22 protein-coding genes are annotated in these 24863 nt (G+C 72.6%); 10 read left to right on the forward strand and 12 right to left on the reverse strand.

Annotated features, from left to right (window positions below; all coding sequences use genetic code 11):
• Window positions 1-93: 93 nt before the first annotated feature.
• Both ACZ7H1_RS16785 and ACZ7H1_RS16790 read right to left on the reverse strand, forming a co-directional pair.
• A complete protein-coding gene (locus ACZ7H1_RS16785) occupies window positions 94-915 on the reverse strand; it encodes a MerR family transcriptional regulator (protein WP_470787374.1) in 822 nt (273 codons plus the stop codon).
• Window positions 916-976: 61 nt separating this feature from the next.
• On the reverse strand, window positions 977-1645 hold the full coding sequence (locus tag ACZ7H1_RS16790; RefSeq protein ID WP_470787375.1) for a TetR family transcriptional regulator: 669 nt from the start codon (window positions 1643-1645) through the stop codon (window positions 977-979).
• Window positions 1646-1763: 118 nt separating this feature from the next.
• Between ACZ7H1_RS16790 and ACZ7H1_RS16795 the strand changes: the two genes are divergently transcribed.
• On the forward strand, window positions 1764-2537 hold the full coding sequence (locus tag ACZ7H1_RS16795; protein WP_470787377.1) for an SDR family NAD(P)-dependent oxidoreductase: 774 nt from the start codon (window positions 1764-1766) through the stop codon (window positions 2535-2537).
• A 21-nt stretch (window positions 2538-2558) separates the two neighbouring features.
• Here ACZ7H1_RS16795 and ACZ7H1_RS16800 read toward each other — a convergent pair whose 3' ends face one another.
• The gene (locus ACZ7H1_RS16800) at window positions 2559-3077 is read right to left on the reverse strand and encodes a DUF4240 domain-containing protein (RefSeq protein WP_470787378.1); all 519 of its coding nucleotides are present in this window, start codon (window positions 3075-3077) and stop codon (window positions 2559-2561) included.
• Window positions 3078-3133: 56 nt separating this feature from the next.
• On the opposite strand from ACZ7H1_RS16800, the gene ACZ7H1_RS16805 reads away from it, so the two are divergent.
• Window positions 3134-4045 (forward strand): SDR family oxidoreductase, encoded by a 912-nt coding sequence (locus ACZ7H1_RS16805; RefSeq protein ID WP_470787380.1) that lies wholly within the window; start codon window positions 3134-3136, stop codon window positions 4043-4045.
• An 89-nt stretch (window positions 4046-4134) separates the two neighbouring features.
• On the opposite strand, the gene aceE is transcribed toward ACZ7H1_RS16805, so the two are convergent.
• The 5 genes from aceE to ACZ7H1_RS16830 all read right to left on the reverse strand — a co-directional run bounded on the left by aceE (window position 4135) and on the right by ACZ7H1_RS16830 (window position 12865).
• Entirely contained in the window at window positions 4135-6819 is a 2685-nt protein-coding gene (gene aceE, locus ACZ7H1_RS16810; RefSeq protein ID WP_470787382.1) for a pyruvate dehydrogenase (acetyl-transferring), homodimeric type, read from the reverse strand.
• 223 nt (window positions 6820-7042) lie between these two features.
• Entirely contained in the window at window positions 7043-7678 is a 636-nt protein-coding gene (locus tag ACZ7H1_RS16815) for a GntR family transcriptional regulator (RefSeq protein ID WP_470787623.1), read from the reverse strand.
• 131 nt (window positions 7679-7809) lie between these two features.
• Window positions 7810-9594, reverse strand: coding sequence for a 2-oxoglutarate dehydrogenase, E2 component, dihydrolipoamide succinyltransferase (gene sucB / locus ACZ7H1_RS16820; RefSeq protein WP_470787384.1), 1785 nt, complete (start codon window positions 9592-9594; stop codon window positions 7810-7812).
• Window positions 9595-9648: 54 nt separating this feature from the next.
• Window positions 9649-11037, reverse strand: a complete 1389-nt coding sequence (lpdA, locus tag ACZ7H1_RS16825; RefSeq protein WP_470787385.1) for a dihydrolipoyl dehydrogenase — start codon at window positions 11035-11037, stop codon at window positions 9649-9651.
• Window positions 11038-11332: 295 nt separating this feature from the next.
• Window positions 11333-12865 carry a leucyl aminopeptidase gene (locus tag ACZ7H1_RS16830; protein WP_470787386.1) on the reverse strand — a complete coding sequence of 511 codons (1533 nt, stop codon included), beginning with the start codon at window positions 12863-12865 and terminating at the stop codon, window positions 11333-11335.
• 348 nt (window positions 12866-13213) lie between these two features.
• Here ACZ7H1_RS16830 and ACZ7H1_RS16835 point away from each other — a divergent pair, with 348 nt between their 5' ends.
• The 5 genes from ACZ7H1_RS16835 to ACZ7H1_RS16855 all read left to right on the forward strand — a co-directional run bounded on the left by ACZ7H1_RS16835 (window position 13214) and on the right by ACZ7H1_RS16855 (window position 19898).
• Window positions 13214-15244 (forward strand): hypothetical protein, encoded by a 2031-nt coding sequence (locus ACZ7H1_RS16835; protein WP_470787387.1) that lies wholly within the window; start codon window positions 13214-13216, stop codon window positions 15242-15244.
• Window positions 15245-15344: 100 nt separating this feature from the next.
• A complete protein-coding gene (pelF, locus tag ACZ7H1_RS16840) occupies window positions 15345-16871 on the forward strand; it encodes a GT4 family glycosyltransferase PelF (protein WP_470787388.1) in 1527 nt (508 codons plus the stop codon).
• A complete protein-coding gene (locus ACZ7H1_RS16845; RefSeq protein ID WP_470787390.1) occupies window positions 16868-18400 on the forward strand; it encodes a hypothetical protein in 1533 nt (510 codons plus the stop codon). The genes pelF and ACZ7H1_RS16845 overlap by 4 nt, the downstream gene beginning before the upstream one ends.
• Window positions 18401-18438: 38 nt before the next feature.
• Entirely contained in the window at window positions 18439-19086 is a 648-nt protein-coding gene (locus tag ACZ7H1_RS16850; RefSeq protein WP_470787625.1) for a spherulation-specific family 4 protein, read from the forward strand.
• Window positions 19083-19898: an endo alpha-1,4 polygalactosaminidase gene (locus ACZ7H1_RS16855; protein ID WP_470787392.1), complete on the forward strand. Its 816-nt coding sequence runs from the start codon at window positions 19083-19085 to the stop codon at window positions 19896-19898. Before ACZ7H1_RS16850 ends, ACZ7H1_RS16855 begins: the two co-directional genes overlap by 4 nt.
• A 49-nt stretch (window positions 19899-19947) precedes the next feature.
• Here ACZ7H1_RS16855 and ACZ7H1_RS16860 read toward each other — a convergent pair whose 3' ends face one another.
• On the reverse strand, window positions 19948-20775 hold the full coding sequence (locus ACZ7H1_RS16860) for an adenosylcobinamide-GDP ribazoletransferase (RefSeq protein ID WP_470787394.1): 828 nt from the start codon (window positions 20773-20775) through the stop codon (window positions 19948-19950).
• 83 nt (window positions 20776-20858) lie between these two features.
• Between ACZ7H1_RS16860 and ACZ7H1_RS16865 the strand changes: the two genes are divergently transcribed.
• Window positions 20859-21680 (forward strand): hypothetical protein, encoded by an 822-nt coding sequence (locus tag ACZ7H1_RS16865; RefSeq protein ID WP_470787395.1) that lies wholly within the window; start codon window positions 20859-20861, stop codon window positions 21678-21680.
• Here ACZ7H1_RS16865 and pspAA read toward each other — a convergent pair.
• Window positions 21652-21930, reverse strand: coding sequence for a PspA-associated protein PspAA (gene pspAA / locus ACZ7H1_RS16870; RefSeq protein WP_470787397.1), 279 nt, complete (start codon window positions 21928-21930; stop codon window positions 21652-21654). The genes ACZ7H1_RS16865 and pspAA overlap by 29 nt on opposite strands.
• 14 nt (window positions 21931-21944) lie before the next feature.
• A complete protein-coding gene (locus tag ACZ7H1_RS16875) occupies window positions 21945-22736 on the reverse strand; it encodes a PspA/IM30 family protein (RefSeq protein WP_470787398.1) in 792 nt (263 codons plus the stop codon).
• A 321-nt stretch (window positions 22737-23057) separates the two neighbouring features.
• Here ACZ7H1_RS16875 and ACZ7H1_RS16880 point away from each other — a divergent pair, with 321 nt between their 5' ends.
• Both ACZ7H1_RS16880 and ACZ7H1_RS16885 read left to right on the forward strand, forming a co-directional pair.
• Window positions 23058-23660 carry a DUF3043 domain-containing protein gene (locus ACZ7H1_RS16880; protein ID WP_470787399.1) on the forward strand — a complete coding sequence of 201 codons (603 nt, stop codon included), beginning with the start codon at window positions 23058-23060 and terminating at the stop codon, window positions 23658-23660.
• A 56-nt stretch (window positions 23661-23716) separates the two neighbouring features.
• Window positions 23717-24496 (forward strand): class I SAM-dependent methyltransferase, encoded by a 780-nt coding sequence (locus ACZ7H1_RS16885; RefSeq protein ID WP_470787627.1) that lies wholly within the window; start codon window positions 23717-23719, stop codon window positions 24494-24496.
• 109 nt (window positions 24497-24605) lie between these two features.
• Here ACZ7H1_RS16885 and ACZ7H1_RS16890 read toward each other — a convergent pair whose 3' ends face one another.
• The gene (locus tag ACZ7H1_RS16890; protein ID WP_470787400.1) at window positions 24606-24818 is read right to left on the reverse strand and encodes a hypothetical protein; all 213 of its coding nucleotides are present in this window, start codon (window positions 24816-24818) and stop codon (window positions 24606-24608) included.
• Window positions 24819-24863: the final 45 nt, after the last annotated feature.

Consider the following 24863-nt stretch of genomic DNA (forward strand, 5'->3'; position numbering starts at 1 on the left):
GGCCCACCCACCCCCCGCAAACCCCACCAACCCCCCTAGGGGCGTCCGCGGTCGGCGCCCCCCCCCCCCCCCCCCCCCCCCCCCCCACGGCGGTCAGGCCGCCCTGACCGGCGCCTGGAGCTCGGTCACCCACTGCTCGCGGTCCGCGGGGCACTCCAGGCTGACCTCGCGGGGGTAGCCGGCCTCGCGGTACCCGTGGCCGTCGACCCAGCGGGCCAGGGTCTGCGCGGTCGGGAGCACCGTGTCCATCGAGCCGCGGTGCACGATGGTGGCCGCCTGCTCCACCGGCGGCAGGACGTGCACGCGCAGCTCGCCCTCCTGCAGCGGGGCAGCGACCTCGACGGCGGCGTGCACGGTGATCGCGCCGCCGCCCTCCGGGGCGTCCTCGTAGTACGCGACCCCCGGCCCGGACGGGGAGATCCCCGCCGCGCCCAGGCGCCGGAACAGCTCGTCGTACAGCGGGCCGATCACCGGGCCGATGTGGTGCGGCTCGAAGCTCTCGGCCGTCGCGGTGAGCTCGGCCACCCGGACCGCCGGGAGGTTCTTCAGAACGACGTCGTTGCTGGGCATGCGCCCCTCGCTCTCGATGGACCGGAGCCTCGCCTCGACCTGCACCAGCCGGGCCGCGGCCGCCGTCATGGCGGCCTCCAGCTCGGCCTGCCGCAGCCGCAGCATGCCGCGCAGCTGCTCGGCGTCCACCCGGTCGTCGAGGATCTCGCGGACCTGTTGGAGCGTGAAGCCCAGGTCCTTGAGCGCGATGACGCGGTTGAGGCGGGCCAGCTGGGCCCCCTCGTAGTACCGGTAGCCGGTGGCGGGGTCGACACGTGCGGGGTGCAGCAGCCCGGTCGCGTCGTAGTGACGCAGCATCCGGACCGAGACGCGGCCGTGCCTGGCGAAGTCTCCGATGGTGAACATGACGTCTCCGAGTCCACCGCCTGACACGGTGTGAGGGTCAAGCGCCGGTCGCCCGGCGGTCTCAGGACGGGCCGGCGGCGCCGAGGATGCGCATGCCGGAGGTGAGCTCCGCGAGGCAGCGCACGGCCACCTCCGCCGGCGATCCCGGCCCCGACAGCGGTGCGTCCGTGGCCGACCAGACCTCCAGCGCCACCCGGATCGCGTCCGTCGCGGCCGCGGCCAGCAGGCGGACCTCCAGCGGATCGGCCTCCGGGCCCGCGAGCCGGGCCAGGATCGGCACCAGCTGCTCCTCGGAGTCCTGGTTGACCCGGTACCAGACTGCCCGCAGCGCAGGGTCGTCCTGGGCCGCGCGCAGCAGCCCGCGGGTCCACTCGAGGCCCTCCCGGCTCTCGGGCGGCACGTCCAGCGAGCGGACCACCGCCCGCTCGACGGCCTCCCGCAGCGGCACGCCCGGCTCCTCGGCCGCCAGCAGGGCCCGCCAGGCGTCGCCGCCGCCCGACAGCAGCGGGGCGACCGCGTCCTGCTTGCTGCGGAAGTAGCGGTAGAACGTGCGCAGCGCCACGCCGGCGCTGCGCGCGATGTCCTCGGCCGTGGTGCCGTCCGGGCCGTGCTCGGCGAACAGCGCGCACGCGGCCCGCGCGATGTCGAGCTGGGTCGCGGCCTTGCGCCGCTCGGTCAGGGACTTGGGACCGGGGGCGGTGCTGGGGGAGTACGGGCGGGGCGATCTCACCTCCGCAGGGTACGCCAGCCCGACGCACGTCTGCACGAATTGTCACTCTGGCAAAACGTGTCACCTTCTCGTACGCTCACGAGGCCCCCCGATCCCGCAGAGCTACGGAGACACCGACATGAACCGCTACGAAGGCCGCCGCGTCCTCATCACCGGCGGCGGCTCGGGCATCGGCCAGGCCACCGTCCACCGGATCCTCGCCGAAGGCGGCCGCGTCCACACGGTCGACGTCAGCGAGAGCGGCCTGAAGGCCACCGCCGAGCGGGCCGCCGCCGACGGCACCGCGGACCGGCTGACCTGCGCCCCGCTCGACATCTCCGACGAGAGCGCCGTCCGGGAGGGCGTCGCGGCCGCCGTCGGCGCGCTCGGCGGCGGCCTGGACGTGCTCGTCAACGCCGCCGGCATCCTGCGCTCTGAGCACACCCACAAGACCACCCTGGAGCTGTGGAACACGGTCATCTCGGTCAACCTGACCGGCACGTTCCTCATGATCCGCGAATCCCTCCCGGCCCTGCTCGGGGGCGACAGGCCCGTCATCGTGAACTTCAGCTCGACGTCGGCCTCCTTCGCCCACCCCTACATGGCGGCGTACGCGGCCTCCAAGGGCGGCATCCAGTCCATGACCCACTCCCTGGCCGCCGAGTACAGCAAGCAGGGCCTGCGCGCCGTCTGCGTCGCGCCCGGCTCCATCGAGAGCGGCATGACCACCGGCAACGGCCCCGGCCTGCCCGAGGACACCGACTGGTCGCTGTTCGCCAAGCTCGCCCCGGCCATCGGCCAGGGCTTCGCGGGCCCGCAGACCGTCGCCGGAGTCGTCGCGATGCTCGGCTCGGAGGACGGCGCCTTCATCACCGGCACGGAGATCCGCATCGACGGCGGCACCCACCACTGACCGGTGCGCGCCCGCGCACCACTATGACCGGAAACGGTCCCAGAGCCGGGGGAAGCGCTCCGCGAGCACGGATTCGTTCTCGAAGTCCAGCGGGGCGCCCTCCGGCTCGGCCGCCTGCAGCGGCACCCCCAGGTCCGGCGCCACCGCGCCGGTGAGCTGCTCGTACGCCTCGTCGGCCGCGTACCCGAGCTCCTCGCCGTCGCCGTCGATCTCCTCGTCGAACTCGCCGAGGAGCTCCGCCAGGTGGTCCGGGTCGTGCACCCCGCCCTCGAACACCTCGCGGCCCTGCCCGATCAGCCAGCAGCGGAAGTAGTCGAAGGCGTCGTCGCTCGCCCCGTCGAGCAGCACCCAGGCCGCTCCCCACAGGTCCCACGTGTACGCCCGGTTGTACCGGGACTCGAAGTGCCGGGCGAAGTCCAGGACGGAGTCCGGATCGAGCTGCGCGAGGCGTTCGACGAGCAGGTCGGCCTGTTCCTCGGGGTCGCCCTCGGCGGCCTCGCGGGTGCTGTCGACGATCTCCCAGAATTCCGTCTCGTCCATCACAGCGTCCAGCATCACGGGTGCAGGGGTGCCCCGCCACCGCGAGAATCCGTCGTATGGGAAACCTGAGCGGAAAGACGGCCCTGGTGGCCGGAGCCACCCGGGGCGCAGGGCGGGCCATCGCCGTCGGGCTGGGCGCGGCGGGCGCGACCGTCTACGTCACCGGGCGGACCAGCCGGGAGCGCGCCAGCGAGGTCGGCCGGGCCACGGAGACGATCGAGGAGACCGCCGAACTGGTCACGGCCGCGGGCGGCGAGGGCATCGCCCTGGTCGCCGACCACCTCGATCGCGCGCAGGTACGGGCGGTCGTCGAGCGGATCGACGCGGACCGCGGGCGCCTCGACGTCCTCGTCAACGACCTCTGGGGCGGCGAGCACCTGGTGGTCTTCGGGAAGAAGATGTGGGAGACGGAGCTCGACCGCGGCCTGCGGATGCTCGAACTCGGCGTGAAGAGCCACATCATCACCAGCTGGTACGCCCTGCCGCTGCTGATCCGGAACCCGGGGGGACTGGTCGTCGAGATCACCGACGGGACCGCCGAGACGAACGACCGCTTCCGCGAGAACTTCTTCTACGACCTGGCCAAGAACGGCCCCATCCGGATGGCCCGCACCCTCGCCCACGACCTCGAAGGCACCGGCTGCACGGCCGTGTCCGTCACCCCCGGCTGGCTGCGCTCCGAGCAGATGCTCGACACCTTCGGGGTGACGGAGGCGAACTGGCGCGACGCCGTCGCCAAGGTCCCCGGCTTCGCGGTCTCCGAGTCCCCGCAGTTCGTCGCCCGCGCCGTCGCCGCCCTGGCCGCCGACCCGGACGTGGCCCGCTGGAACGGGCAGTCGCTCTCCAGCGGCCGGCTGGCCCGCACGTACGGATTCACCGATGCGGACGGCAGCCGTCCGGATGCCTGGGCCTACATCGAGGAGGTCGAACGCGGCGGCGCGGACCGCTCCGCGGACGACTACCGCTGAGGGTCTTCCGGCCCGCGGAGCCCCCGGAAAGGCCGAAGCCCCCCGCCGCGCGATGCGGCGAGGGGCTTCGGTGCGTCCGGATGCCGGGCCTACAGGCCGTAGCGCTCCCGGGCCTCCTTGACCGCGGAGGCCGGGACCTCGCCGCGGCGGGCGAGCTGGGCCAGCGCGGCGACCACGATCGACTGCGCGTCGACACCGAAGTGGCGGCGGGCGCCGTCACGGGTGTCGGAGAGGCCGAAGCCGTCCGTCCCGAGCGAGGTGTAGTCCTGCTCCACCCACTGGCTGATCTGGTCCGGCACCTGGCGCATCCAGTCGGAGACGGCCAGCACCGGGCCGGGCGCGCCCTCGAGGGCCTGGGTGACGTACGGGGTGCGCACCTCGCCGCGGAGCAGGGCCTCGTCGCACTCCAGCGCGTCGCGGCGCAGCTCGCCCCACGAGGTGGCCGACCACACGTCGGCGGCGACGTTCCAGTCGGCGGCCAGCAGCCGCTGGGCCTCCAGGATCCAGTGGATCGCGGTGCCCGAGGCCATCAGCTGGATCTTCGGGGCGTCGGCGGCCGGGGCCGCCTCGGCGAGGTCCGCCGCCGTGTTGAAGCGGTACAGGCCCTTGACGATGCCTTCCTCGACGCCCTCGGGCATCGCGGGCTGCACCTTCGGCTCGTTGTAGACCGTCAGGTAGTAGAAGACGTCTTCCGGCGTCTCGCCGTACATCCGGCGCAGACCGTCCTTGACGATCACCGCGATCTCGTACGCGAAGGCCGGGTCGTAGTTGAGCGACGCCGGGTTCGTGGACGCGATCAGGTGCGAGTGGCCGTCCGCGTGCTGGAGGCCCTCACCGGTCAGGGTGGTGCGGCCGGCGGTGGCGCCGACGATGAAGCCCTTGCCGAGCTGGTCGGCGAGCTGCCACATCTGGTCGGCGGTGCGCTGCCAGCCGAACATCGAGTAGAAGATGTAGAACGGGATCATCGGCTCGCCGTGCGTCGCGTACGACGTGCAGGCGGCGATGAAGTCGGCCATGGCGCCGGCCTCGGTGATCCCCTCGTTGAGGATCTGGCCGTCCTTGGCTTCCTTGTAGTACATCAGCTGGTCGCGGTCGACCGGCTCGTACGTCTGGCCCAGCGGCGAGTAGATGCCGGCCGACGGGAAGAGCGACTCCATGCCGAACGTACGGGCCTCGTCGGGGACGATCGGAACCCAGCGCTTGCCGGTCTCCTTGTCCCGCATCAGGTCCTTGACCAGGCGGACGAAGGCCATGGTGGTGGCCATCTCCTGCTTGCCGGAACCCTTGAGCAGCGGGGCGAAGGAACGGTCCGCCGGAGCCGGCAGGGCCACGTGGTGGACCTTGCGGGCCGGGGCCGGGCCGCCGAGGGCCGCGCGGCGCTCGTGGAGGTAGCGCACCTCGGGGGAGTCCGCACCCGGGTGGCCGTAGGGCACGACGCCGTCGGCGAAGGCGCTGTCCGGGATCGGGAGGTCAAGGAGGTCGCGCATGTCCTTGAACTCGTCGATCGTCAGCTTCTTCATCTGGTGGTTCGCGTTCTTCGACTCGAACCCGGCACCCAGCGTGTGGCCCTTGACGGTCTGCGCCAGGATGACCGTCGGCGCACCCTTGTGTGCGAGGGCGGCCTTGTACGCGGCGTAGACCTTGCGGGGCTCGTGGCCGCCGCGCGAGGTGTGGAAGCACTCGGCGATCTTCGCGTCGGAGAGCACGCCCGCCAGCTGCACGAGCTCGGCGTTGACGCCGAAGAAGTGCTGGCGGATGTAGGCCACGTCGCGGGTCGCGTACGTCTGGAACTGCGCGTCCGGGACCTCGCGGATGCGGCGGACCAGGGCGCCCGTGGTGTCGAGCTGGAACAGCTCGTCCCAGGCGGAGCCCCACAGCGTCTTGATGACGTTCCAGCCGGCGCCGCGGAACTGCGCTTCCAGCTCCTGGACCACGCGGAAGTTGGCGCGGACCGGACCGTCGAGGCGCTGCAGGTTGCAGTTGATGACGAAGGTCAGGTTGTCGAGCTGCTCGCGCGACGCCAGCGCGAGGGCGGCGGTCGACTCGGGCTCGTCCATCTCGCCGTCGCCCAGGAAGGCCCAGACGTGCGAGTTGGCGGTGTCCTTGATGTTCCGGTTCTGCAGGTAGCGGTTGAAGCGCGCCTGGTAGATCGCGGAGAGCGGGCCGAGGCCCATGGAGACCGTGGGGAACTCCCACAGCCAGGGCAGGCGCCGCGGGTGCGGGTAGGAGGGCAGGCCGTTGCCGCCGGACTCCTGCCGGAAGTTGTCGAGCTGCTGCTCGGAGACGCGCCCGTCGAGGAACGCGCGGGCGTAGATGCCGGGGGAGGCGTGGCCCTGGATGTAGAGCTGGTCGCCCGAGCCGTCGGCCTCCTTGCCCCGGAAGAAGTGCTGGAAGCCGGTCTCGTACAGCCAGGCCGCCGAGGCGAAGGTGGCTATGTGGCCGCCGACGCCGTACTTGGAGCCGCGGGTGACCATCGCGGCCGCGTTCCAGCGGTTCCACGCGGTGATCCTGGCCTCCATCGCCTCGTCACCGGGGAACTCCGGCTCCGCGGCGGTGGGGATGGTGTTGACGTAGTCCGTCTCCAGGAGCTTCGGCAGGGCGAGCCCGGCAGCCTCGGCGTGCTGGAGCGTACGGCGCAGCAGGTACTCGGCCCGCCGGGTGCCGGCGGCCTTGGCGACGGCGTCGAGAGACTGCGCCCATTCGGCGGTCTCTTCGGTGTCGCGGTCCGGGAGCTGGTCGAGCTCGCTCGGAAGCTTTGCTACGGGGTCGGACATCGGTGTGCGCCGCCTTCCGGACTGGGGAGCGGGTGAAGAAAGGTCCCTGACGGGCAGGACAGGGCAGACGGACCTGGTTGAGGTCCGCGAACGACTGTAAATCCCTGATCGATGATCGATCAAAGGAAAGTGGCGAAAAAAAGGCCGAATGGCCAAAGTCGGCATTGCGTGCCGCTGAACAGGGCACGCAGTGCCACTTGATATCCGGACAAGTCGGGCACGCTCAGGCGCGCGGTGCACATCCGAGCACGTGCCGTCTCACCAGCAGACCGATCTCGGGGTCGTTCCGCCGGAACGCCTCGACCAGCATCTCGTGCTCCTCTGCGAAGGCCTTCTGGACGGTTCCCAGCCACCGGATCGACAGCGCCGTGAACACCTCGATGCCCAGGCTCTCCCAGGTGTGCAGCAGGACACTGTTGCCCGCGGCCCCGACCATCGCCCGGTGGAAGGCCACCGTGTGCCGCACCTGCGCCGTGCTGTCCTCGGTGCGGTCGGCATCGCGCAGGGCGATGACGTGCGGCTCCAGCAGGCTGTCCAGCAGGCCGCTGTCCGTGGCCAGCCGGGGTGCGGCGAGCTCCGCCGCGATCTGCTCCAGACCCGCCCGTACCGGGTAGATCTCCTCCAGGTCGGCGGCGGTCAGGTTGCGCACCCGGACGCCCTTGTTGGGGGCCGACTCGATCAGCCGCAGCGTCTCCAGCTCGCGCAGGGCTTCGCGTACGGGCGTCTGGCTGAACCCCAGCTCGGTGGCGATCCGGCGCTCCACGATCCGCTCCCCGGGCTTCCAGCGGCCGCTGACGATCCCCTCCACGATGTGCTCGCGGATCTGCTCGCGCAGCGAGTGCACCACGGGTGGGGTGATCATCGGGGCTTCAACTCCTGGGTTGCGCACGGACAGGTTGTGGGCCTGAGCGTAGAGAATACGGCGGCGCCCCCGCCCGGAAATGCTCCGGGCGGGGGCGTCTGAGGTGAGGCTCGTTACAACGGGGCCGGTCAGAGGCCCAGTTCGACCTCGAACTCGCCGGCCTCGAGGATCGCCTTGACCGCCGTCAGGTAGCGGGCGGCGTCGGCGCCGTCCACCAGGCGGTGGTCGTAGGAGAGCGACAGGTAGGTCATGTCGCGCACGGCGATGGTCTCGCCCAGGTCCGGGTGGTTGATGACCACGGGACGCTTGACGGTGGCACCGATGCCCAGGATCGCGACCTGGTTCGGCGGCACGATGACCGTGTCGAACAGCGCACCGCGCGAGCCGGTGTTGCTGATCGTGAAGGTCGCGCCGGAGAGCTCGTCCGGGGTGATCTTGTTGCCGCGGACCTTGCCCGCCAGGTCGGCCGTGGCCTTGGAGATGCCGGCCAGGTTGAGGTCGCCCGCACCCTTGATGACCGGGGTCATCAGGCCCTTCTCGGAGTCCACGGCGATGCCGATGTTCTCCGAGTCGAAGTAGGTGATGGTGCCCTCGTCCTCGTTGATCCGGGCGTTGACGACCGGGTGGGCCTTCAGCGCCTGGGCAGCGGCCTTGACGAAGAACGGCATCGGGGAGAGCTTGACGCCCTCACGGGCCAGGAACGAGTCCTTGGCCTTCCCGCGCAGCTTCATGATCTTGGTGATGTCCACCTCGACCACGGAGGTCAGCTGCGCCTGCGAGTGCAGGGCCTTCATCATGTTGTCGCCGATGACCTTGCGCATCCGGGTCATCTTGACCGTCTGGCCGCGCAGCGGGGACACCTCTGCGGCCTTCGGGGCGGCCGGGGCAGCGGCGGCGGCCGGAGCCGGCGCGACGGCCTTGGCGGCCTCGGCCGCGGCGATGACGTCCTGCTTGCGGATGCGGCCACCGACGCCGGTGCCCTGGACCTGCGACAGGTTGACGCCGGACTCCGTGGCGAGCTTGCGCACCAGCGGGGTCACGTACGCGCCCTCGTCACCGGCGGGGACCGGAGCGGCGGGGGCGGCCGGAGCGACCGGGGCCGGAGCGGCAACCGGAGCCGGGGCGGCAACGGGCGCCGGAGCGGTGACCGGGGCCGGGGCGGCAACGGGCGCCGGAGCCGCGGGGGCGGCGGCCGGAGCGGGCGCCGGGGCGGCCACGGGGGCCGGAGCGGCAGCCGGGGCCGGAGCGGCAGCCGGGGCCGGGGCGGCCGGAGCCGGGGCAGCGGCGGGAGCGGCACCGGCGGCGCCGATCACGGCGAGACGGGCGCCGACCTCGGCGGTCTCGTCCTCGCCGACCAGGATCTCCAGGAGCGTGCCGGAAACCGGCGCGGGGATCTCGGTGTCGACCTTGTCGGTGGAGACCTCGAGCAGCGGCTCGTCGGCCTCGATGCTCTCGCCGACCTGCTTCAGCCAGCGGGTGACCGTGCCCTCGGTGACGGACTCGCCCAGGGCGGGCAGCACGACGTCGGTGCCGGAGGCGGCGGGGGCGGCGGCAGCCGGAGCCGGAGCCTCGGCGACGGGCGCCGGAGCGGCGGCCGGGGCCTCGGCGACCGGGGCCGGAGCCTCGATCACGACCGTCTCGGCGGCCGGGGCCGCAGGGGCCTCGGCGCCACCGGTGCCGTCGTCGATGATGGCCAGCTCGGCGCCGACCTCGACCGTCTCGTCCTCGGCGACCTTGATGGACGCCAGAATGCCGGAGGCAGGGGCCGGGATCTCGGTGTCGACCTTGTCGGTCGACACCTCGAGCAGCGGCTCGTCGGCCTCGACGCGCTCGCCCTCGGCCTTCAGCCAGCGGGTGACAGTGCCCTCTGTGACGCTCTCACCGAGCGCCGGAAGGGTTACGGAAACCGCCATGGTTTCAGTTGCTCCTTACGAATGGTGCGGAAGTGGTCGTCGCGCCCGTGACTGCTAGTCGTGGGAGTGCAGGGGCTTGCCGGCCAGGGCCAGGTGGGCCTCGCCGAGCGCCTCGTTCTGCGTGGGGTGCGCGTGGATGAGCTGCGCGACCTCGGCCGGCAGAGCCTCCCAGTTGTAGATCAGCTGGGCCTCGCCGACCTGCTCGCCCATCCGGTCACCGACCATGTGGACGCCGACCACGGCACCGTCCTTGACCTGGACGAGCTTGATCTCGCCCGCGGTCTTCAGGATCTTGCTCTTGCCGTTGCCCGCCAGGTTGTACTTCAGGGCGACGACCTTGTCCGCACCGTAGATCTCCTTGGCCTTGGCCTCGGTGATGCCGACGGAGGCGACCTCGGGGTGGCAGTACGTCACGCGCGGCACGCCGTCGTAGTCGATCGGGACGGTCTTGAGACCGGCCAGGCGCTCCGCGACCAGGATGCCCTCGGCGAAGCCGACGTGCGCCAGCTGCAGGGTCGGGACGAGGTCGCCGACGGCCGAGATGGTGGGGACGTTGGTCTGCATGTACTCGTCGACGAGGACGTAGCCGCGGTCCATCGCGACGCCCTGCTCCTCGTAGCCCAGGCCCTGGGAGACCGGCCCGCGGCCGATCGCGACCAGCAGCACCTCGGCCTCGAAGGTCTTGCCGTCCGCCAGCGTGACGCGGACGCCGTTCTCGGTGTACTCGGCCTTGTCGAAGAAGGTGCCGAGGTTGAACTTGATGCCGCGCTTGCGGAACGCGCGCTCCAGGAGCTTCGAGCTGTTCTCGTCCTCGACCGGGACGAGGTGCTTGAGGCCCTCGATGACGGTGACGTCGGTGCCGAAGGACTTCCACGCCGAGGCGAACTCGACGCCGATGACGCCGCCGCCCAGGATGATCGCGGACTCGGGCACGCGGTCCAGGACCAGCGCGTGGTCCGAGGAGATGATGCGGTTGCCGTCGATGTTCAGGCCCGGCAGCGACTTCGGCACGGAGCCGGTCGCCAGCAGGACGTGGCGGCCCTGGATGCGCCGGCCGTTCACGTCGACGGAAGTCGGGGAGGAGAGGCGGCCCTCACCCTCGATGTAGGTCACCTTGCGGGAGGCGACCAGGCCCTGCAGGCCCTTGTACAGGCCCGAGATGACCTCGTCCTTGTACTTGTGGACACCCGCGATGTCGATGCCCTCGAAGGAGGTCTTGACACCGAACTGGCCGGCCTCGCGAGCCTGGTCCGCGACCTCGCCCGCGTGCAGCAGAGCCTTCGTGGGGATGCAGCCGTTGTGCAGGCAGGTGCCGCCGAGCTTGTTCTTCTCGATCAGGGCAACGTCCAGACCCAGCTGGGAGGCGCGCAGCGCCGCGGCGTAACCGCCACTGCCACCGCCGAGGATCACTAGGTCGAAAACGGTGCTGGCGTCGTTCGCCACGTCACGTCCTCCATGCATGTGCGCCGGGCACCGGTCCTCTGTGACCGGGCGGCGGCTGGTATTCGGCCGCTGTTTCTTCGGCCCTGTGGTGGGGGCCCTGTCCTGCCGAGAACCCATCTTCGCATTTGTCGAGGGAACGCGGGACGCCGGGCCCGGGGTGCAGCGGGCGGTTCCGCCGTGACCGGCGGTTACCGCCGCGTAGGGAGCTGCGGATTTCGTCGAGGGTGAACGGCGACGGCCACGGCCCCGGACCGGGGTGCGGTCCGGGGCCGCGGCCGTGCCGGATCCCGGTACGTCAGCCCAGGTCGCCGGTGGCGGTGCGCTCGGCGAGCCGGACCAGGGTGCGGACCGCGGAGCCGGTGCCGCCCTTGGGGGTGTAGCCGTACGGCGCACCCTCGTGGAAGGCGGGGCCGGCGATGTCGAGGTGGGCCCAGGTGATGCCCTCGCCGACGAACTCCTGCAGGAAGAGCCCGGCCACCAGGCCGCCGCCCATGCGCTCGCCCATGTTGGCGATGTCGGCGGTGGGGGAGTCCATGCCCTTGCGCAGGTCGGCGGGGAGCGGCATCGGCCAGGACGCCTCGCCGACCTCCTCGGCGATCTCGTGGATGGCGGTGCGGAAGGCGTCGTCGTTGGCCATGATGCCGAACGTGCGGTTGCCCAGGGCCAGCACCATCGCGCCGGTCAGGGTCGCGACGTCGACGATCGCGTCCGGGTTCTCCTCGGAGGCGCGGGTGAGCGCGTCGCCCAGGACGAGGCGGCCCTCGGCGTCGGTGTTCAGGACCTCGACGGTCTTGCCGCTGTACATGCGCAGCACGTCGCCGGGGCGGGTGGCGGAGCCGGAGGGCATGTTCTCGGCGAGCGCGAGCCAGCCGGTGACGTTGACCTCGAGGCCGAGCTTGGCGACCGCGACGACGGCGGCGAAGACGGCGGCCGCGCCGGACATGTCGCACTTCATGGTCTCGTTGTGGCCGGCCGGCTTGAGCGAGATGCCGCCCGAGTCGTAGGTGATGCCCTTGCCGACGAAGGCCAGGGTCTTCTCCGCCTTGGCGTGCGTGTAGGCGATCTTCACCAGGCGCGGGCCGTTCTCGGAGCCCTTGCCGACGCCCATGATGCCGCCGTAGCCGCCCTTGATCAGGGCCTTCTCGTCCAGGACCTGGACCTTGACGCCGATCTCCTTGGCGGTCGCGGAGGCGACGGCGGCGAAGGCCTCGGGGGTGAGGTCGTTCGGCGGGGTGTTGATCAGGTCGCGCGCGATGTTGACCTCGCTCGCGACGATCTTGGCGCGCTCGGCAGCGGCCTTGTGCTCCTTGTCGCGGGGCTTGGCGCCCAGCAGGGCGATCTCGGCGAGCGGCTGCTTGACGCCGTTGTCGCCCTTGGCGCCCTTCTTCTCGCCGCCCTGGTAGGCGGTGAAGGCGTACGCGCCGAGCAGCGCGCCCTCGGCGACCGCGGTGACGGCGGAGGCGTCCTCCAGCGGCAGTGCGAAGGCGGCCTTCTTGGTGCCGTGCAGCGCGCGGGCGGCAGCGCCGGCGGCGCGGCGCAGCGCGTCCTCGTCGTACGACTCGTCCTTCTCCGGGACGGAGCCGAGGCCGACCGCCAGCACGACCGGGACCTTGAGGCCGGCGGGGGCCGGCAGCTTGGTGACCTCGCCGTCGGCGCCCGAGGAGCCCAGGGCCTCCAGGACGGCGGCGAGCTTTCCGTCGAACGCCTTGTCCACGGCCTCGGCGCCGGGAGCGACGACGGGGCCCTTGGCGCCCTTAGCGACGCCGACGACGAGGGCGTCGGCGCGCAGCGTCGCCGCGCCGGCAGTGCTGAGAGTCAGAGCAGTCACGGTGGTGAAGTCTCGCTTCCATTGTGTGTGAAGGCCGTGAGGGTGGCGGCCGCACTCGCGATCGTATTCGGGCCCGGCGGCTGCCAGAAATGAGCCTACGCGCACGGACTCGCCCGCACGTCACTCGAAGGTTGGGGAGGTTGTTCGACCTGCGCGTCGTCCGGTTCACCCATCTGTGGTCTCTGCTCCAGGTTTGCCGCCTACACAGGACCCGGTCCGTAACACTCGAGCCACTCTCGCAAGGGGACGCGGGGTTCCTTTGCACGATTTCCACAGAGCCTCACCCGTTCGGTCCCCCACGGCCGTCCGGGGTCAGGCTGCTGCGGGGGGAAAGGCTGGAAGGCCACGATGGTCCACAGGAACCGGATGAACCGGGCGGCCGCCGCATGTCTCGCGGCGGTGCTCGTCTCGGTGGCGGTACCGGCGTCGGCGCACGCCGCCGAAGAAGCCGTCGCACCGCGCATCGATCTGCGCGTGCTCGTCGTCGACGACGGCGGCAGCGCCGTCGGGGCCGTCACCGCCGAGCTGCGCGACACGGGGGTGCCGTACACGCGCGTCGGACTGGGGGAGGAGAGCCGGCCGGTGATCGACGCCGCCTTCCTCAGCGACACGGTCGACGGCCGGCCGCGCGCGAAGTACCAGGGCGTCGTGCTGCCCAACGAGGATCCGTTCGGCCCCGGATCCGCCGAGATGGCGGCCCTGGCCGCGTACGAGAGCGCGTTCGGCGTCCGCCAGGTCGACGCGTACACCTGGGCCCACCCGGGCGTCGGGCTGGAGTACACCGACAACGGCGGCTTCGCGGGCACCCTCGACGGCACCGAGGCGGCCGTCACCCCCGCCGGGAAGGCCGGACCGTTCGCCTACCTCGGCGGCCAGGTCACCTTCGAGGACAACTCCGCCCTCATCCCCGAGAGCTACGGCTTCATGGGCAAGCCGCGCCCCGGGTACACCAGCTTCCTGGACGCCCCGGTGGGCTCCGGGCGCGCCTCGCTGGTCGGCGAGTACGTCCACGACGGCCGCTCCGAGCTCGTCGTCACCTTCGGCTACAACCAGTACCAGCGGCAGTTCAGGCTGCTCGCCCGCGGGATCGTCGAGTGGCTCACCCAGGGCGTCCACCTCGGCCAGAGCCGAAACTATTTCGCGGTGCACGTCGACGACGTCTTCGCGCCCGACGCCCGCTGGAACAGCGAACTGGACTGCACGCCCGGCGACTACGACTGCGCGGGGGGCGAGAGTGAAGGTTCCGCCATCCGCATGACCGCGGCCGACGCCCAGTACGCGGCGCAGTGGCAGCAGGCCAGGGGCTTCACGCTCGACATGGTCTACAACGCCGGCCAGGGCGAGGAGTGGAAGGCCGAGCACGGGGGCACCGACCCCCTCACCGCCCAGCTCCTGGCCGACCGGGCCAAGTACCGCTGGATCAACCACACCTACACCCACCCCTTCCTCGGCTGCGTCCAGGACACCGCCACGGTGCCGTGGACCTGCGCGAAGGACGCCCAGGGCGCCACCCAGTGGATGAGCCGCCCCGAGATCTCCGCGCAGATCCGCGACAACCACAACTGGGCCACCGCCAGGGGCATCTCCGTGGACCGCTCCGAACTGGTCACCGGCGAGCACTCGGGCCTGAAGACGCTGCCGCAGCAGACGCAGGACAATCCCAACCTCGCCGGGGCGCTCGCCGACAACGGCGTCCGCTGGATCGCGAGCGACAACTCGCGCGAACCCGCGCAGCGGCCCGTCGGCAACGCGCTGACCGTCCCGCGCCACCCGATGAACGTCTACTACAACACCGGCACCCGCGCCGAGATGGCCGACGAGTACAACTGGATCTACAGCAGCACCGAGGACGGCGGCAGCGGGATCTGCGAGTCCAACCCGGCCTCCACCTGCCTGCCCCAGCCGCTGGACACCGAGACCGGCTACCTCTCGTACATCGTCCCGCAGGAGGCCCGCACGGCCCTGCGGCACGTGCTCGCCAACGACCCGCGCCCGCACTACGTGCACCAGTCGAACCTGGCCGAGGACCGGATCCTGTACCCGGTGCTCGACGAGATCCTCGGTACCTACCAGTCCCTGTTCGCCGCCAGCGCCCCGCTGGTGAGCCAGCGTCAGAAGGACACCGGGATCGAGCTGGACCGCCGCGCGTCCTGGGAGAAGGCGCTCGCCGCGGGCAAGGTCACCGCGTACCGGATCGGCACCACGGTCACCGTCAAGGCGCCCGCCGGCGTCAGCGCGCCCGTCACCGCGCCCGAGGGCACCCGCAAGCAGCTGCTCCTCGGCACCGGCACCTTCGGGACCGCCTATGCGGGAGCCCGCTCGGCGTGGACCGCACCCGAGCTGCTCCAGTCGGCCGTCACGCTCCGCCTGCCGGGCTGACCGGCCCGCCCGGCCCGCCCGCACCACCGCCGCACCACACCGCCGGCGCCCGGACCCACCCGGCGCCGGCCCCTTTCACGTCCTTGGGGGGACACACCGCATGAGTCATGGGCGTCATGTCACCATGCTCACCGAAGGAACCTATCCGCACGTCCACGGGGGCGTCAGCACCTGGTGCGACCAGCTGGTCCGCGGAATGCCGGAGGTCGACTTCAACGTCGTCGCACTCACCGGCAACGGCCGCGAACCGGTCACCTGGGAGCTCCCGCGCAACGTCTACCGGCACAGCGCGGTACCGCTCTGGGGCCCGCCGCCGCACCGCTCCTCCCGCGCCGCGCTCCGCGGCCGGGCGCACCGCCGCTTCACCGAGACGTACGAGCGCTTCCTGCACTCCCTGCTCGACCCGGCGGACGCGTGCGGCGGCGAGCGCTTCTCGGCCGCGCTCTACGAACTCGCCGAACTGGCCCGCGCCGGACGGCTCTCGGCGGCCATGCGCTCCGAGTCGGTGCTGCGCACCCTGATATCCGTATGGAACCGGCCCGGGCTGACCACCGCCGGTGCGCGGCCCACCGTCCACGATGCCCTGGCCGCCACCGACCTGCTGGAACACGCCCTGCGCCCGCTCGCCGTGCGGATCCCGCAGGACTGCGTGGCCCACGCCGTCAGCAGCGGGCTGGCCACGCTGCCCGCGCTCGCCGCCAAGAGCCTGGACGGGGTGCCGTTCCTCCTCACCGAGCACGGCATCTACCTGCGCGAGCGCTACCTGGGCTACCGCAGCGCCGCCCAGCGCTGGCCGGTCAAGGCCCTCATGCTCGGCTTCTACCGCGAGCTGAACTCCGAGGGCTACCGGCAGGCCGACCTCATCACCCCGTGCAACCAGTACAACCGCCGCTGGGAAGAGCGCGGCGGGGCGCCGGCCGACCGGATCCGCACCGTCTACAACGGCGTCGACCCGCACGCCTTCCCCGAGGCCGGAGCCGAACCCGACGTGCCCACCCTCAGCTGGTGCGGCCGGATCGATCCCATCAAGGACCTGGAGACCCTCATCCGCGCGTACGCCCTGATGCGGGCCGAGCTGCCGGTGCTGCGGCTGCGGCTGTTCGGCCCGGTCCCGGCGGGCTGCGAGGACTACCGGACCCGGCTGGAGAAGCTCGCCGCGGAACTGGGCGTCACCGACGGCATCACGTACGAGGGCCGGATCAGCGAGGTCGCCAGGGCCTACGCGGCCGGCAGCATCGTGATGCTCTCCAGCATCAGCGAGGGCTTCCCGTTCAGCATCATCGAGGCGATGTCCTGCGGCCGGACCACCGTGTCCACGGACGTCGGCGGGGTCCGCGAGGCCGTCGGCGACACCGGACTCGTCGTCCCGCCGCGCGAGCCCGAGACGATGGCCCGCGCCACGCTCGCGCTGCTGCGCGACGACGCCCGCCGCGCCGAGCTGGGCCGGCTCTCCCGGCAGCGCGTGGTCGAGAAGTTCACCCTGCACCGCTCGGTCGACGGCTTCCGGCACATCTACCGCGAGCTGGCCCAGGGGCCGGCGCCGGTGGAGCCGCCGCGCGAGCGCGAGGCCTGGACGATGGCGGATCCCTGGTACCGGGAGCTCGCCGCCGACGGGAGCCTGTGGTGAGCGGGGGCCTGTGGCTGCTGCCCGGCGCCCGCTCCGGAGACGACACGCTGCCGAAGATCCCGCGGCCCCGCAGGACGGGCCCCGCGGCCGCCGACCCCATGGAGGAACTGACCTTGCGGATGGAGGGCTTCGTGGCCGCCGCCGTGCACCCAGACGAGATCGCCGCGGTCCTGGAGTCCGACGGCATGACCGACGAGCACATCCGGCTCACGTACGGCCGCGCCGACTCCTTCTCGCTCGCCGAGGAGCTGTACGAACAGGTGCCGCGGTCCTTCCCCGAACCCGACCGGGTGCCCGACCCCTGGCGGGTCTCGCTGACCGCCTGCCTGCTGCGCGGGATCGTTTTCGCGCTGCCCGGCCTCGCCTACGTGCTGGGGGCCCCGCTGCTCGACGGCCCCCCGGACCGGCTCGGCCTGCCCTCGGGCACCCTCACCCTGCTGGCCGGGGCGCTCATCGGCTGGGTCTGGGACCAGACCCTGTCCCACCGCGCGTACTCCTTCCTCGGCCTGGGCGACCGCGGGGCAGCCGGGCGCACGCTCCTCGTCGGCGCCCCCGCCGGGGCCCTGCTCGGCGCGGCGGCCGCGCTCGCCGTGCCCGGCCCGCCGTTCCCGGTGGCCTTCGCCGCCGGACAGGCCTGCTACGTCGGCGCCGCCACCGTCCTGCTGGTGCTGGGGAAGGAACGGCAACTGCTCTGCGCGCTGGCCCCGATGGCGGCCGGCTCACTGGTCGCGCTCGCCGTCGGCCTGCCCCTGGCGGTCCGCGTCGCCCTGCTCGTCCTGTCGCTGGCCGCCGCGTGCGCCCTGGCGGTCCGGGAGCTCCCGGTCGCGCAGGGCGTACGGGCCGCGGCGGACCGGATCCGCGGCTGGCACGCCGCCCGGGCCCCGGGCGGCGCGGTCCGCTGGCGGGTGCTGCGCAGCGGGGAGGAGGAGCCGGTCCCGCGCGGGCCGCGCTTCACGGACTCCCTGCCGTACGGGCTGTTCGGCCTCGGCACCGGCGTGCTCGTGCTGTACGCGGCGCTGGGCGAGGTGCTGGCGGGCGGTCAGGCCGCTGCGGCGGCCGCGCCGTCCGCGGTGGCCCTCACCCTCAGCATGGGCCCGGCCGAATGGCTCCTGCACCGCTTCCGCAGCCGCAGCCTGGCCGGGCTGCGCGCGGCCCTGACCCCGGGGGAGTTCCGGCGGCTGATGGCCGCCCGCCTCGCCGAGTGCCTGGCCGCCTACCTCGCCGTCCTGCTGCTCCTCGGCATCACGGGCACCCTGCTGTGGCCCGGCGCCCCGGGGCTGGGCGGGATCCGGCTGGCCACCCTGCTGCTGCTCGGCGCGGTCATGTGGACGGGGCTGCTGCTCCAGTCCTTCGGGGCGGTCCGGCTGGCGGCGTCGGTGTGCGCCCTGGCCGCGGCCGTGCAGAGCGTGGCGTTCCTGACCGGCTTCGGCCACCCGCGGCTGGTGCAGCTCGCGGTGGCCGCGGCCGCGGCGGCGGCGCTGTCCGCGCTGGTCTGCGTACTGCTGGGCCGTGCCACGGCCCACCGATGAGGGGCCGGAGCCCCGTGGGAAGCGAAGCGAAGGACGACATGCTGCTGGTGCCGCTCTACGAGCACCCCGCCGACCGGCCCGACGCCTGGGAGGCCCTGGTCCGCGCGGCCGACCGGCTGTACGCGGTCGTGCTCAACCCCGCCAGCGGCCCCGGCGCCGCGCCCGACGAGCGGTTCGCCGCGGTCTCGGGGCAGCTGCGCGACGCCGGGGTCCCGGTCCTCGGGTACACGGACACCGACTACGGCCGGCGCCCGCACGGCGCCGTCGTCCGGGACCTGCTGCGCTACCGCGACTGGTACGGCGCGGACGGCGCCTTCCTCGACCAGGCGGCGGCCGAGGGCGAGCTGCTGCCGCACTACCGGCGGCTGTCGGTGGCGGCGCGGGCCGCGGGCGCGCGCACCCTCGTGCTCAACCACGGGGCGCACCCGCACCCCGGGTACGCGGAACTCGCCGATTTACTGGTGACGTTCGAGGGCCCGTGGGACGCGTACCGGGAGGCGGTGGTGCCGGAGTGGACGGCCGCCCACCCCGCCGAGCGGTTCTGCCACCTCGTCTACGCCGTGCCGGCCGGCGCCCCCACGGCCGAACTGGCCCTGGAGCGCGGCGCCGCCGTGCACTGCGCGGTGCCCGGTGCGGGCGCCCACCCGTGGGGCACCCTGCCGCACGCTCTGGAGGCCGCCGGATGAGGAACGCCCCCGGGCCGCTGCGGCCGCTGGCGCTGCTCCTGCCGCTGCTCTTCCTGCTGGCCGCCTGCTCGTCGCCACCGTCGGCGGAGGAGGACGCCGGGAAGCCGCGGGCGGAGCGCTGGCAGCCCAGGCCGGGCACCGCCTGGCAGTGGCAGCTGAGCGGCCGGATCGACACCTCGGTCGACGTGCCCGTCTACGACGTGGACGGCTTCACCACCTCCGCGGAGACCGTGGCCGAGCTGCACCGCAAGGGCCGCAAGGTGATCTGCTACCTCTCCACGGGCGCCTGGGAGGATTTCCGGCCGGACGCCGGCGACTTCCCCCGGAAGGTGCTGGGCCGCAGCAACGGCTGGGAGGGCGAGCGCTGGCTCGACATCCGGCAGACCCGCGTCCTGGAGCCCCTGATGGCCGAACGGATCGACATGTGCCGCAAGAAGGGCTTCGACGCGGTCGAACCGGACAACATGGACGGCTACCGCAACCGCACCGGCTTCCCGCTCACCGCCGCCGACCAGCTCCGCTACAACCGCCTGATCGCCGGGCTGGCCCACGACCGGGGCCTGGCCGTGGGGCTGAAGAACGACCTGGACCAGATCCCGCAGCTGGTCGGGGACTTCGACTTCGCCGTCAACGAGCAGTGCGCGCAGTACGGCGAGTGCGGGCGCCTGAGCCCCTTCATCCGGGCCGGCAAGGCGGTCTTCCACGCCGAGTACGAGCTGCCGGTCTCCCGCTTCTGCGCCGAGTCCCGCCGCCTGAAGCTCGGTTCGCTGCTGAAGAAGTACGAGCTCGGGCCCTGGCGCCGCACCTGCTGACCGGGCCCTGACGGACCGCGACCCGGGACCGGCGGGTGCCCGGGTGGGCTCAGCCCAGCGCGAGGACGACCAGGGCGGCGGTGGCGGAGCACTCCGCCACCGCGCCGAACACGTCGCCGGTCACCCCGCCGAAGCGGCCCGTGCAGCGGCGCAGGACCCCCTCGGCCACGGCGAGGGCCGCCACCACGGCGAGCCCGCTGCGGACCACCGCGGCCGGCCCCAGCGGGAGGGCGGCGGCCGCGGCGGCCGCGGTGACCACGGCCGCCAGCACCAGGGCCGCCGGCACGGGCACCACGCCCGCGACCGCCGCGCCCAGGCCCTCGGGGCGGGCGGCCGGGACGCCCGAGCGTGAGGCCAGGGTCAGGGCGAGCCGGGACGCGGTCGCCGCGACGACCGCCGCGAGGGCACCGCGCACCCAACTCTCCCCGTAGAGCTCGGACAGCGCCGCGGTCTGGGCCAGCATCAGGACGACGATCGCGATGACCCCGAACGGGCCGATGTCGGACTGCTTCATGATGCGCAGCGCGTCCTCGGCGGGCTTGGCGCTGCCGAGGCCGTCCGCCGTGTCCGCCAGCCCGTCGAGGTGCAGGCCGCGGGTGAGGGCGGCCGGAACCGCCACCGTCACCACGGCGGCGAGCACCGGACCCACCCCGAGCAGCAGGAACGCGCTGCCCAGCGCGGCGGCCAGCAGACCCACGACCAGTCCGGCGAGCGGGGCGCAGGCCATGCCCGTGCGCGCGGCGGGCCGGTCCCAGCGGGTGATCCGGGCGGGCAGCACGGTCAGGGTGCCGAAGGCGAAGCGGATGCCGTCGGCGAGCCGGGCGCGCTCGGCGGGAGGGCCCGGGAGGGGAGGCGGGGGCGGGGGCGTTTCGGTCATCGCCGCGAACGCTACCCGGTGGGCCCTCCGGCAGGCGCATCCGGGTAAATTACCCAATACGGAACATAAGGGGAGCTGATGGCATGGGTCAGTGGTGGTACCGGAACATCGTCGAGCCGGGAAAGCTCCCCCTGTTGCTCGCCCTCGTCTCCTTCGTCCTGTCGTTCCTGGTCACGCGGACGATCACCCGGATGATCCGGGCCGGCAAAGGGCCCTTCAAGAACATCACCCCGGGCGGGATGCACGTCCACCACGTGGTGCCGGGCGTGGTCCTGACGGTCGTCGGCGGCTTCGGTGCGATCGCCAGCGGCCGGCACAGCGTCGGCGCGCTGGTCTCCGCCGTGCTCTTCGGCCTCGGCGCGGGCCTCGTTCTGGACGAGTTCGCCCTGGTCCTGCACCTCGACGACGTCTACTGGAGCGAACAGGGCCGCAAGAGCGTGGAGATCGTGGTGCTCACCGCCGCGCTGGTGGCGCTGGTCCTCGGCGGCTTCCTGCCCTTCGGCGTCAACGAGCTCACCGCCGAGGAGCGGCAGAACCGCGGGCTGGTCACGATGAATGCCGCGACGAACTTCTTCCTCGCGCTCGTCGCCCTCTGGAAGGGCAAGCCGCGCACGGCGCTGGTCGGGATCCTGGTGCCCTTCGTCGCGCTGATCGGCGCGATCCGGCTGGCCCGGCCCGGTTCGCCGTACGCCAAGAAGTTCTACGCGAAACGCCCGCGGGCGCGGGCCAAGGCCGGGCTGCGGGCGTACCACCACGACCGCCGGTGGGCCGCACCGCGCCGCCGGATCCAGGACTGGATCGGCGGCGCACCCGACCCCGAGCCGGCCGGCCCGGGCCCGGCCGGCAAGGGGTCCGGCCCCGTGCAGGGGCCGGACCTCAGCCGGGAATCAGACCGTCGTCATTGAGCATCGTCCGGACCTCTTCGAGGGTGGATCCCGGGGCGGGAAGGATCAGCTCGGAGGGCTCCAGGGCGTCGTCCGGCAGGGGAGTGCCGAGCTCCCGTACCTTGTCCAGGAGTGCCAGCAGGGTCCGCCGGAATCCCGGACCGTCGCCGTTGTCCATCTCGCGCAGGAGCTCGTCGTCCAGCTTGTTGAGCTCGGTGAGGTGCTCGTCGCCGAGCTCCACCTGGCCTTCCCCCATGATGCGGACAATCATGACGGGTCCCGTTCCTACTGCTTGTCGAAGCGGTGGCGGTTCTGCTGGGATGCGTTCTGCCCGTCCTGCGCGCCCTCGATGGCGGGCTTCGGCGCGGAGCCGCCGGCCAGCTCGGCCTTCATGCGCTGGAGCTCCAGCTCCACGTCCGTGCCGCCGGAGAGCCGGTCCAGCTCGGCCTGGATGTCGTCCTTCGAGCCCAGACCCGACTGGTCGTCCAGGGCGCCCGAGGCGAGGAGCTCGTCGATCGCGCCCGCACGGGCCTGGAGCTGGGCGGTCTTGTCCTCGGCCCGCTGGATGGCGAGGCCGACGTCGCTCATCTCCTCCGAGATGCCGGAGAAGGACTCGGCGATCCGGGTCTGCGCCTGCGCCGCGGTGTACGTGGCCTTGATCGTCTCCTTCTTCGTGCGGAAGGCGTCGACCTTGGCCTGGAGCCGCTGGGCCGCGAGCGTGAGCTTCTCCTCCTCGCCCTGGAGGGTCTGGTGCTGCACTTCCAGGTCGCTGACCTGCTGCTGCAGCGAAGCGCGGCGGGACAGCGCCTCGCGCGCCAGGTCCTCGCGGCCGAGCGCCAGCGCCTTGCGGCCCTGGTCCTCCAGCTTGGCGGACTGGCCCTGCAGCTGGTTGAGCTGGAGTTCCAGGCGCTTGCGGGAGGTGGCGACGTCGGCGACGCCGCGGCGCACCTTCTGGAGCAGCTCCAGCTGCTTCTGGTACGAGTAGTCGAGGGTCTCGCGAGGGTCCTCGGCCCGGTCAAGGGCCTTGTTCGCCTTCGCGCGGAAGATCATCCCCATACGCTTCATGACACCGCTCATGGGCTTCGCGCGCCCCCTTCTCGACGGACTTCGGCTGGACTTCGGCTCGGCACTCCAACAGATCCCACAGTACGCGGGGCCTGCTTCCATTACCGCACTGTTCGACTCCTTCTGCGCTCCTCCTCCAGGACGAGAGCGGACCCCCGTCCTCACGCCTGAGGAGTAGGGACCACCAGGAGGGATCGCCGAGGGACGAGGCGGGACGCCGGGCCCCGCCGGCCCCCGCGGAACGGTCCCGGCACAGGGGAAGACGCCCGTCGTTGCCGGATCGTTCCCCGCCGGGGTGGGGTACATGCCGCATACCCCGTACCCTTGGGTTCTGTGTTTGGTAGCCGTTCCTCCAAGGAAGAGAAGGTCCCCGCCACCGACAAGGTGACCGCGGACCTCTCCAAGCAGCCCCGTGACCCGCAGGCCCCGAAGGGCCGCCCCACACCGAAGCGCGCCGTCGCCCAGTCGCAGCGCCGCTCCGTGGCGGCCCCGACCGGCAACCGCAAGGAGGACGCCAAGCGCGCCCGTGAGCGGCGCCGGACGGAGATGGCCCGTCAGCGCGAGGCCCTGGCCAACGGAGACGAGCGCTATCTGCCCGCCCGTGACAAGGGTCCCGTGCGCAAGTTCGTCCGCGACTACGTGGACTCGCGGTACTCCGTCGCCGAGATGTTCCTGCCCCTGGCCGTGGTCATCCTGGTCCTGAGCATGATCCGCGTCTCCGCCCTCCAGAACATCGCGCTGCTCCTGTGGCTCGCGGTGATCGCCCTGATCCTCGTCGACTCGGTCGGCCTGTTCATCCGCCTCCGCAAGGCGCTGAACGACCGCTTCCCGAACGAGCCCAAGCGCGGCGCCGTCGCGTACGGCCTGATGCGCACCCTCCAGATGCGACGCCTGCGGCTTCCGAAGCCCCAGGTCAAGCGCGGAGAGCGGCCCTGAGCGGAGCGGACGGCTCCGCCGGGGGCTCAGGCCCCCGGCCCGTCGGCCGCTCCGGCCTGCGCAACGCCGTCCGCCAGGAGCTCGTCGCCCGCCAGGTCGACGAGCAGATCGGCAGCCGCTTCCCGGTCGGGCAGCGGCTGCGCATCCTCGACGTCGGCATGGGGCAGGGCACCCAGGCCCTGCGCCTGGCGCGGGCCGGCCACCGGGTGACCGGCCTGGAGCCCGACCCGGCCCTGCTCAAGGCGGCCCGTGCCGCCCTCGACGGGGAGCCGGCCGGCATCCGGGAACGGGTCCGGCTGATGGAGGGCGACGGCCGGGAGACCGGCGCGCACTTCCTGCCGGGCAGCTTCGACGTGGTCCTGTGCCACGGCGTGCTCATGTACGTGCCCGAGCCGGACGCCATGCTGGCCGGCCTCGCCCGCATGCTCGCCCCGGGCGGCCTGCTGTCCCTCCTGGTGCGCAACGCCGACGCGCTGGCCATGCGGCCGGGGCTCGGCGGGGACTGGGCCGGGGCGCTGGAGGCCTTCGACTCGGCCGAGTACACGAACCGCCTCGGCCGTCCCGTGCGCGCCGACCGGCTGGTCGCGCTGACCTCGACCCTGTCGGGGATCGGGGCGCCGCTGCAGGCCTGGTACGGCGTACGGGTCTTCACGGACCGCCCTGCACCGGCGCCCGGCGCCGCTGCGGAGATCGCGGCGGACGAAGCTCCGCTGCCGGAGCCGGAGGTGCCCGTCGAGGTGCCGGCCGACCTGCTGGCAGCCGAGGACCGCGCCGGGCGCACCGACCCGTACCGCGCGGTGGCGGCCCTGCTGCACCTCTGCGGCGTCCGCGGCTGACGTCCGCCGGTATTCGCCGGCGTCCCGCCGGCGGGACGCCGTCCGGACGTGCCGGGACGTGTCCGGCGGGAGGGGCCCCGGGCGGGGCCCCTCCCGAACGGCGTGCGGATCAGGCGTCGAGAGCGGCGCGCAGGCTCATCTCGTAGATCTCGGTGCCCGCGTCGTCGGACAGCCGGACCTTCTCCACGCCGCCGTCGAGCAGCTCCTTCCAGACCTCACCGATCCAGGACTCCGCGTCCCCCTGAGTGCTGAACTCCTCCGGTTCCACCGCCGGCGCCGTCTCGGTGCCCTCGGCCGTCTCGAACCGCCACGTCCACGCCATGTCCGCCTCCACAGGTCGGGTAGCCCATCCGTAAGCCTGCCCCGC

Source organism: Streptomyces sp. NPDC037401 (genome assembly GCF_055602345.1).

Coding starts and splice junctions, on each gene's coding strand:
- ACZ7H1_RS16785 (WP_470787374.1), bottom strand. CDS start 915: ATGTTCACCATCGGAGACTTCGCCAGGCACGGCCGCGTCTCGGTCCGG.
- ACZ7H1_RS16795 (WP_470787377.1), top strand. CDS start 1,764: ATGAACCGCTACGAAGGCCGCCGCGTCCTCATCACCGGCGGCGGCTCG.
- ACZ7H1_RS16800 (WP_470787378.1), bottom strand. CDS start 3,077: ATGGACGAGACGGAATTCTGGGAGATCGTCGACAGCACCCGCGAGGCC.
- ACZ7H1_RS16805 (WP_470787380.1), top strand. CDS start 3,134: ATGGGAAACCTGAGCGGAAAGACGGCCCTGGTGGCCGGAGCCACCCGG.
- aceE (WP_470787382.1), bottom strand. CDS start 6,819: ATGTCCGACCCCGTAGCAAAGCTTCCGAGCGAGCTCGACCAGCTCCCG.
- sucB (WP_470787384.1), bottom strand. CDS start 9,594: ATGGCGGTTTCCGTAACCCTTCCGGCGCTCGGTGAGAGCGTCACAGAG.
- ACZ7H1_RS16835 (WP_470787387.1), top strand. CDS start 13,214: ATGGTCCACAGGAACCGGATGAACCGGGCGGCCGCCGCATGTCTCGCG.
- pelF (WP_470787388.1), top strand. CDS start 15,345: ATGAGTCATGGGCGTCATGTCACCATGCTCACCGAAGGAACCTATCCG.
- ACZ7H1_RS16850 (WP_470787625.1), top strand. CDS start 18,439: ATGCTGCTGGTGCCGCTCTACGAGCACCCCGCCGACCGGCCCGACGCC.
- ACZ7H1_RS16855 (WP_470787392.1), top strand. CDS start 19,083: ATGAGGAACGCCCCCGGGCCGCTGCGGCCGCTGGCGCTGCTCCTGCCG.
- ACZ7H1_RS16860 (WP_470787394.1), bottom strand. CDS start 20,775: ATGACCGAAACGCCCCCGCCCCCGCCTCCCCTCCCGGGCCCTCCCGCC.
- ACZ7H1_RS16865 (WP_470787395.1), top strand. CDS start 20,859: ATGGGTCAGTGGTGGTACCGGAACATCGTCGAGCCGGGAAAGCTCCCC.
- pspAA (WP_470787397.1), bottom strand. CDS start 21,930: ATGATTGTCCGCATCATGGGGGAAGGCCAGGTGGAGCTCGGCGACGAG.
- ACZ7H1_RS16875 (WP_470787398.1), bottom strand. CDS start 22,736: ATGAGCGGTGTCATGAAGCGTATGGGGATGATCTTCCGCGCGAAGGCG.
- ACZ7H1_RS16890 (WP_470787400.1), bottom strand. CDS start 24,818: ATGGCGTGGACGTGGCGGTTCGAGACGGCCGAGGGCACCGAGACGGCG.